This window comes from Leisingera sp. UBA4491 (assembly GCF_002388965.1).
Taxonomy (GTDB): domain Bacteria; phylum Pseudomonadota; class Alphaproteobacteria; order Rhodobacterales; family Rhodobacteraceae; genus Leisingera; species Leisingera aquaemixtae.
The window spans coordinates 233,142-240,318 of record NZ_DGNN01000009.1 but is presented as its reverse complement, the minus strand read 5'-3'; the positions used below and the strand labels follow the sequence as shown (position 1 = coordinate 240,318).

The 7,177-nt window shown below is 63.6% G+C and carries 4 protein-coding genes and 2 pseudogenes; 1 reads left to right on the top strand and 5 read right to left on the bottom strand.

Annotation, left to right across the window (positions count from 1 at the left end):
* Positions 1-193 precede the first annotated feature (193 nt).
* A pseudogene (locus tag B2P87_RS04160) lies at positions 194-391 on the bottom strand (transposase); the annotation flags it as partial.
* A gap of 260 nt (positions 392-651) precedes the next feature.
* Here B2P87_RS04160 and B2P87_RS04155 point away from each other — a divergent pair.
* Complete coding sequence (locus B2P87_RS04155; RefSeq protein WP_141889563.1) at positions 652-1,995, top strand: dicarboxylate/amino acid:cation symporter; 1,344 nt, start codon at positions 652-654, stop codon at positions 1,993-1,995.
* Between the two features lie 195 nt (positions 1,996-2,190).
* Here the strand turns inward: B2P87_RS04155 and B2P87_RS04150 are convergent.
* The 4 genes and pseudogenes from B2P87_RS04150 to B2P87_RS04135 form a co-directional block, all read right to left on the bottom strand.
* A pseudogene (locus tag B2P87_RS04150) lies at positions 2,191-2,394 on the bottom strand (integrase); the annotation flags it as partial.
* A gap of 372 nt (positions 2,395-2,766) precedes the next feature.
* Positions 2,767-3,624, bottom strand: a complete 858-nt coding sequence (locus B2P87_RS04145) for an ABC transporter six-transmembrane domain-containing protein (RefSeq protein WP_141889564.1) — start codon at positions 3,622-3,624, stop codon at positions 2,767-2,769.
* 5 nt (positions 3,625-3,629) lie between these two features.
* On the bottom strand, positions 3,630-4,052 hold the full coding sequence (locus tag B2P87_RS04140; protein ID WP_141889565.1) for a DUF2141 domain-containing protein: 423 nt from the start codon (positions 4,050-4,052) through the stop codon (positions 3,630-3,632).
* Positions 4,049-7,177 (bottom strand): efflux RND transporter permease subunit, encoded by a 3,129-nt coding sequence (locus tag B2P87_RS04135; protein WP_141889566.1) that lies wholly within the window; start codon positions 7,175-7,177, stop codon positions 4,049-4,051. Before B2P87_RS04135 ends, B2P87_RS04140 begins: the two co-directional genes overlap by 4 nt.

Sequence of the window (7,177 nt, the reverse complement as noted above, 5' to 3'; positions counted from 1 at the left end):
GATTTCGCGGGGGGCAGGTCACATTCACTTTCCGGGTTCAGGCGTGAGATGCGCTTGCCGGTTTGCGGATCCTTCACGTAACGCAGCCGGTTCCAGCTTTCCGTCTCATCTTCACTCCTTGACGGTTTAGATGAGCCAGAAACCCTCCGTTATGCAAATCCCTCAATCAGGCCCACAGGTGCTGACGTCAGACAAGCTTGGCGTTCTCGACCTCCAGAGCCTTCAGCCTCTTGGCCTCGGACACTTCCATGCCGCCATACTTCGAACGCCATTCGTAGAAAGTGCCATCGCTGATGCCGTGCTTCCGGCACAGTTCCTTCGCCCCCATTCCGGCTTGGTGCTCCTTCAGGATGCCAATGATCGGCTCTTCGCTGAAACGGCTTTTCCGCATCGTTTGTCTCATCGCTTGGAGAACAGGCTAACTTCAAATCGCGGACTTTTCAGGGGAGCACGTCAGTCCGCACTCCGTGAGTTCGGCGGCATTTGAGCCATGCGCCCGCAGCGAAAGTCTGATCTGGTGAAGCTGCGCCGCAGCGCTTGACTGCAAGGTGATGGTCTGGTCCGGGCCGTCTATTGCCAACTATCCTGCCCAGTTTGCGGCTTGATGAACGACAGTGGACCCACAGCGTCAGCCCGTGTAACGACACCGTCATGGAAAGCGAAGTCCAAGAGTCCCCAATGCAAATCGCTCAGCAGCGTTTCAAGCTGCGAGTGTGGATCACATCTCGACTATGGGCCCAGGTGATGGCCGGCATGATCCTGGGGTTTGGCCTGGGCTTGCTGCTGAGCGAGGCGACGGGTGTCGTGCCGCCTGACTTGGCCGAGGTGATCGGGCTTTGGCTGGCCCTGCCAGGAAAGATCTTTCTGGCGCTGATCGCCATGGTCCTCATTCCCTTGGTTTTCTCGTCAATTGTTGGCGGGCTTTCGGGGGCCGGGTCAGGGGAGCAGTTGCGCTCGGTCGGCCTGCGTTTGGCTGCCTTCATTCTGGTGACCACGACGACCGCGGCGGGCATCGGAGTGGCGCTTGCTCAATGGCTGAAGCCCGGGACAGGACTTGCCGGATTTTCGGTGCAATCGCCTCAATCCGGTACGCAGCCGCAAGACGGCCTGCTGACAGACGTGCCTGCGCCAGAAGAGAAAGCGGCACTGCCCGATCTGATCGCCGATATCCTCCCCTCTAATCCCACCGCATCGATCGTCCAGGGAGACATGCTGGCCGTTGTGGTGCTGGCACTGCTGGTCGGTATTTCGGTTACGCAAATACAAGGCAGCCGGGCCGCCACGTTCCTGGCGCTGATGGACGCGCTGTTGTCGATCTCCATGAACATCGTGAAATGGGCAATGTTTCTAGCACCTTACGCGGTTTTCGGGCTGATGGCGCAACTGGTGATGCGCATGGGGTTTGAAACCATGCTTGGCATCTCGGGCTATGTGGGCACCGTGCTTCTGGGGCTCGGCGCGCTGTTGTGCTTCTACCTGGCGATCGCGATGGCCTTTGCACGGGTCACGCCGCTGCGTTTCGCCAAGGCCGCGGGCAGCAACCTGCTGCTTGCTTTCTCCACATCCAGTTCGTCTGCGGTCATGCCGGTGACGATCCAGACGGCGCGTCAGCTTGGCGTTCCCGACAGTATCGCCAACCTGGTGGTTCCATTGGGGGCAACGATGAATATGGCGGGTACCGCACTCTACCAAGCGGTGGCCATACTGTTTCTTGCGCAGCTTGCCGGATTGGAGTTGACGGCAGTGCAGATCAGTGTGGTGGTGGGAACGCTTGTCGCGTCGAGTATCGGCGCGCCTGGCACGCCAGGTGTCAGCATCGCCATTCTGATCAGCGTCGCCACGAGCATGGGCATTCCGGTCGAAGGGATGGTGATCATTCTCGGCGTTGACCGCCTGCTCGATATGTGCCGGACGGTAATCAACGTCACTGGCGATCTGGTTGCAGCGGTGCTGTTTCGCGCGGCAGGGCAGCCCGAGGCGGTGACATCGGCTTGACCCTGCCGGCTTGGGATTAGAAGCCGTCTTTGAAGTAGCCCCCCCAATGGCAGCGAAATCCGGCGTTGCCGTCATCTGCTCATAGGACATGCTGCAATAATGCATGAATGGGAAGAATACCAAGGCTGCATCGCGGCGTGAAACAAATCGATGGCTGCCGACTTTGGGCCGTCCACGTAGGACGGCTCTTGGCTCTCAGATTTCGACCGCCTCAGCTTTCGCTAGCGCGTCCTCGAGTTCGACGCCCAAATTGCGAACGGTGCTGTCCATCCTGGTGTGGCCCAGCGGAAGCTGAACTGCTCGCAGATTGCCGGTCTTGCGGTTGATAGGGGCGACCTTCGTTCGGCGCATGGCGTGCGTGCCGTACGACGTCCGATCCAGCCCGATTGATTTTACCCATCCGCCCCGGTCCGCCTCAGCGCCAACCCGACGTTGGCGGTCCAGTTCACCACGCCGCGGTGCGGTTGCGGTGAAGGTCTGGTCAGAGCCCGCAGCGGGCCTGTCAAATTCTTGCTGCGCGCGCTCGCGGCAATAAAATCGCCGCGGCCGCATCATTTTCAGGGCTGCTGTGCGGCGTGAAAAATCGCTGCAAGCTGGTTCAAGGGCGGCGAACTGCGCATTTTGCCTGCAGCGGTTCACTGGAGCAGCGGCAAGCGGGACCTCGCTGCGAGCGCACTTTGTTGAAGCCTCAAGTTAGTAGAAGGCCTTCATCAGTTGTAGGCGGCGCCAAGCTCGAATGGTGATGCAAAGTTGGCGTGTTCAAGGCGAGCTTTAGGGAACAGGCGCCCGGTTCAGCCTGATTGTGATTTCGGCTAGGCGCGACCAGGTTTGCAGGGTGACTGGCAGGCTGAGAGAGGCCTCGGCTAAGTCCCAGGTGTAGGCGACAATCGAAAACACCGCGCCGGCGGTGACCGTCATTATGGCGGCTGCAAACCAGAGATTGAACAGGAGCAGCGCCAGCAGAAGCGCAAACACCGCGCCATAGAGAATGGCTTCGGCATCTGAGAGCTTCACCTCGAAGCGGCGCAGGCGCTGCAGATGCGCCAGTGTTGCTTGCGGCGCCCGTTTTTCCAGCACGCCGACCTGGCGTTCGGTCTGTTGGTTGAGCTGGCCGTTGAGACGGAAGAAGCGGCGGTGAAACAGGGTGTAGACGGCGGCCATGCCGATGGCGGCACCCAGGGCTGCAAAGGCCAGCTGGGGTGCAAAGGCATACAGCACCGTGATGGAGACCGCGATTTGCACGCCGGCAGCCATCGCGGAGGGCAGGGTGTCTTCCAGGAAGTCCACCAGCTCACGCCCCATTTCCAGCCGGGCGTTCAGGGCCGAGACCGGCAGGGCGGCGGAGCGCGCCGCCTGCGTCCTGCCCAGTTCAATGCGGACGGTTCCATAGGCACGGGTGTCATAGAGCCTGCGGACGACGGCAAGCGCAACCAGGGCGGCCAGGAGGCCGGCCAGGTGCCACAGAGCGCGGGGGCTGCCGCCCAGCAGCCCGTCGATGGCAAAGCCGATGAACAACGGAATGAGCGCTGTCAGCGCGGCCTCGCCCAGCGTCAGCGCCCAGGTGAGGGCGATGCGCCCTTTAAACACGGTCAGCAGCGACAGCAGGGTCAGACCACGGCCAGCCAGCATCGCATTCACCCGTCGTAGAACACTTGAACGGTGACGTCGCCCGGCGGCACCGAGGCTTCGGCAAAGCCGGGTTCATCGTCCGGGCTTCGGGCGCCGGAAACGCCGATGCCTTCCAGCAGCCGGTCGCCGCTGAAGTTCAGGTCCTCGTCGCCGTTTTCGTCATGGAACAGCACTACTGCATAGGGGCCTGCGGTCAGGTCCGGGAAGGCATGCGCGGTGCTGCCGGGCCGGGCGGGGATTGCGGCAAAGGCTTCGGCTTGCCAGAAGTTAAGCGTCTCGTAGGCCTTGGCCTCGCTGAAGACGGTGATCAGGATATTGCCTTGGCCGTTGCGGATGCCGTCGATGGTGAGGCGCAGCCCCTCGGCCAGGGCTGGGGAGGAAAGGGCTGTCAGGACGCCTGCGGCGGCCAGGGTGAGAAAGCGGGTCATGCGGGGTTCCTTTGCTCAGGCTGCGGGGGAGGGGAAGGGCGGAAGAGGGCAATGACGTCTTCTGCGATGGCGATCAGCACCGGCACCAGAATGAGCATCAGGGCGGTGCCGAACAGCTCGCCAAAGGCCAGGGAGACCGCGGCGGGGATCAGGTATTGCGCCTGCTCGGAGGTTTCCGACAGCAGCGGCAGCAGGCCAATCACCGTGGTGGCGGTGGTCAGGAAAATCGCCTGAAAGCGGCCAATGCCGGCCTGGTGCAGGGCGCTGGAAACAGGTTCCCCCTCATCGCGGGCTTGGTTGTAGCGGGTGATCATCACCAGGCTGTCGTTCACGATGACACCGGTGAGGGCGAGCATGCCGAAAAAGGACAGGAGCGACAGCGGCACATCCATGATCAGATGCCCGACCGCGGCAGCGATAAAGCCGAAGGGCACGATGGCCAGGATTACGAAGGGCTGCCAGTAGCTTTGGAGCGGCACCGCCATCAGCACATAGATCAGCACCGCCGCGAGGATCAGCGCGCGCAGCAGCCCGCCGCGGATCTCGCCGGTCTCCTCCAGCTCGCCCGCGGCGGCGATTTGGACGCCGGGGTACTTGGCGGCCAGCTGCGGCACCAGCTGCTCGAAGACGGCCTGGCCGACTTCGCCGGGTGCCGCCACCGAGCGGTCGATCGCTGCCGCAACGGTGTTGACCCTACGCCCGTCGCGGCGGTGGATCACGCCGGAAACATAGCTGCCCTTGACATCGGCAACGGTTCCTAGCGGCACCCAGGCGCCGGTGCTGCTGCGCAGGCGCAGACGCATCAGGTCGCCGATGGTGTCGCGCGCGGCGCGGGCGTTCTGTACCAGCACCCGGACCTCCGCCCCGTCCCGGCGGATGCGGGCGACCTCGGCGCCGCCGAAACCGTTGCCGATCTGGCTGGCCAGGGTTTCCGCGGTGAAGCCGAGATTGCGGGCGTCCGGGCGCAGGCGCAGCTTCAGTTCAGGCTGGCCGCCAGCCATCCCGCCGCGAATGCTGGACACCCCTGCAATGCCGCCAAGGAAGGCGCGCATGTCAGCGCTGGCCTGGCGCAGCAGGTCTTCGTCCTTGGACATCAGGCGGATGCGGAAGCCGCCTGCCAGCTCCTCCGAGCCGGTGAACTCCAGCTCGGTTGCCCCCTCGACCGCGCCAGTGCGTTCGCGCCATTGACGGACCACGTCAAGGATCTGGACATCGGGGCGGTCAGCCACCGGCAGCATCTCAGCATAGATCTGGGCGCTGCCTGCGCTGCTGATGATGGTGAAGAAGGTTTTGACCGGCGGCACATCCATGCCTGCTTGTTCGGCCAGCTCCCGGTTCAGCGCATGGCCTGCCGCCTCTATCCGGTTCACATTGGCGCGGGTCAGGGCAAAGGGCGCGCGGGCGTCCATTTCCAGGTTCACGGTGATCACCTGGCCCGGCACCTCGGGAAAGAAGACGGTGCGGACCTTGCCCTTCACCATCAGCCCCAGTCCCAGACAGGCCGCAGCGATGAACAGCACAAGCACTGCGTAGCGGTGGGTAACGGAGATGACCAGAACCGGCTTGTAGACCCGGTCGCGGACCCAGCAAAGCCCGCCGCGTGCGCTGTTCTGGACGTGCCCCCACAGGCGGCTGAGCAGGTAGCGGCGGCGCGGTTCAAGCGGTACACGGGCCAGATGCGCGGGCAGGATGAACTTACTTTCGATCAGCGAGAAGATCAGGGCCAGGATCACGATGCCGGAGAAGCCGGCCAGCGCCTTGCCCAGCGGGTTGTCGATCAGCAGCATCGGAAAGAAGGCGGCGATGGTGGTCAGCACACCAAAGACGGTGGCCACGGCGACCTTGTGAACGCCCTGTTCGGTGCCCTGCAGCGGATCCTTCACCTTGCGGCGTTCCTCGAACACGCTTTCGCCGACCACCACCGCGTCGTCGACCAGGATCCCCAAGGCGAGGATCAGGCCGAAGGTGGTCACGTCGTTCAGCGAGTAGTCCACCCATTTCGACCCGGCCACCGCGATGGCACCCATGACCGAGATGGGGATGCCCATCGCCACCCAGAACGCCAGCCGCACGTTCAGGAAGACCGACAGCATCAGCGCCACCAGGATCAGGCCCTGCACGCCGTTGGATTTGAGCAGCGCCAGCCGGTCGGCGATGTAGCCGGCGCTGTCGCCCCAGACCTCAATTTGGACCGAGGGCGGCAGCTGGCGATCGAAATCTGCCACCACGCGGCGGACAACGCGGCTGATCTCCAGCAGGTTTTCCTTTTGCCCGACCAGCACCTCCATACCAACGGTGGGGCTGCCATTGAGGCGGAACAAGAAGTCGCCCTCCAGGTAGCTGTCCTGGATGGTTGCGATGTCGCGCAGCGGCACGCGGGAGCCGTCTTCGCGTTCAATCACCGGCAGGTCGCCGTACTCCGGCGCGTAGCGGGCGCGGTTGTCGGCGCGCAGGTGGATGGTGCCACCTTCGGTGCGCAGCTGGCCCGCCTGAAAAGTCAGCGAGTTGGACTGGATCGCGGCAGCCACGTCGCTGGCGGTCAGCCCGTACTGGCGCAGCCGCTCCGGGTCGGCCTCGATCCGCAGCTCGCGCGGGATCAGGCCCCAGAACTTGAGCCGCGACAGCTCCGGCTGTGCCAGCAGCTCTTCTTTCAACCGCTGTGCCAGGGTTTGCAGCGTGGCCAGGTCGGCCTCCCCGTGCAGATTGACGTAAAGCGCCGGGAAGTCGAAGCCCGAAGCATCGATCACCGGGCGGCGGGCCTTGTCCGGCAGGTTCGCCAACCCGTCGATGCGGATGCGGACCCGGTCCAGCACTGCCTGCAGCTTCTCGCCGCCGGCGCGGCGGACCGAGACGGTGCTGAGGCCATTGGCGGATAGAGAAGTTATACTGCGCACACCCTCCAGGCCTTCGAGGGCTTGTTCAATCTTTTGCGTCACCAGTTCATCCACCTGGGCAGCGGTGGCGCCGGGGTATTCGATGGAAACCTCGACGCTTTCCGGCGGGATGCGCGGGAAGCCTTCGATGCGGATCGACATCAGGGTCTGCACCCCGAGGAACAGGATCAGCGCCATCATCAGATTGGCGGCAACGGGGTTGCGAATGAACCAGGCGGTCAGGGCGTGCAT

Coding starts and splice junctions, on each gene's coding strand:
- B2P87_RS04155 (WP_141889563.1), top strand. CDS start 652: ATGGAAAGCGAAGTCCAAGAGTCCCCAATGCAAATCGCTCAGCAGCGT.
- B2P87_RS04145 (WP_141889564.1), bottom strand. CDS start 3,624: ATGCTGGCTGGCCGTGGTCTGACCCTGCTGTCGCTGCTGACCGTGTTT.
- B2P87_RS04140 (WP_141889565.1), bottom strand. CDS start 4,052: ATGACCCGCTTTCTCACCCTGGCCGCCGCAGGCGTCCTGACAGCCCTT.
- B2P87_RS04135 (WP_141889566.1), bottom strand. CDS start 7,177: ATGCACGCCCTGACCGCCTGGTTCATTCGCAACCCCGTTGCCGCCAAT.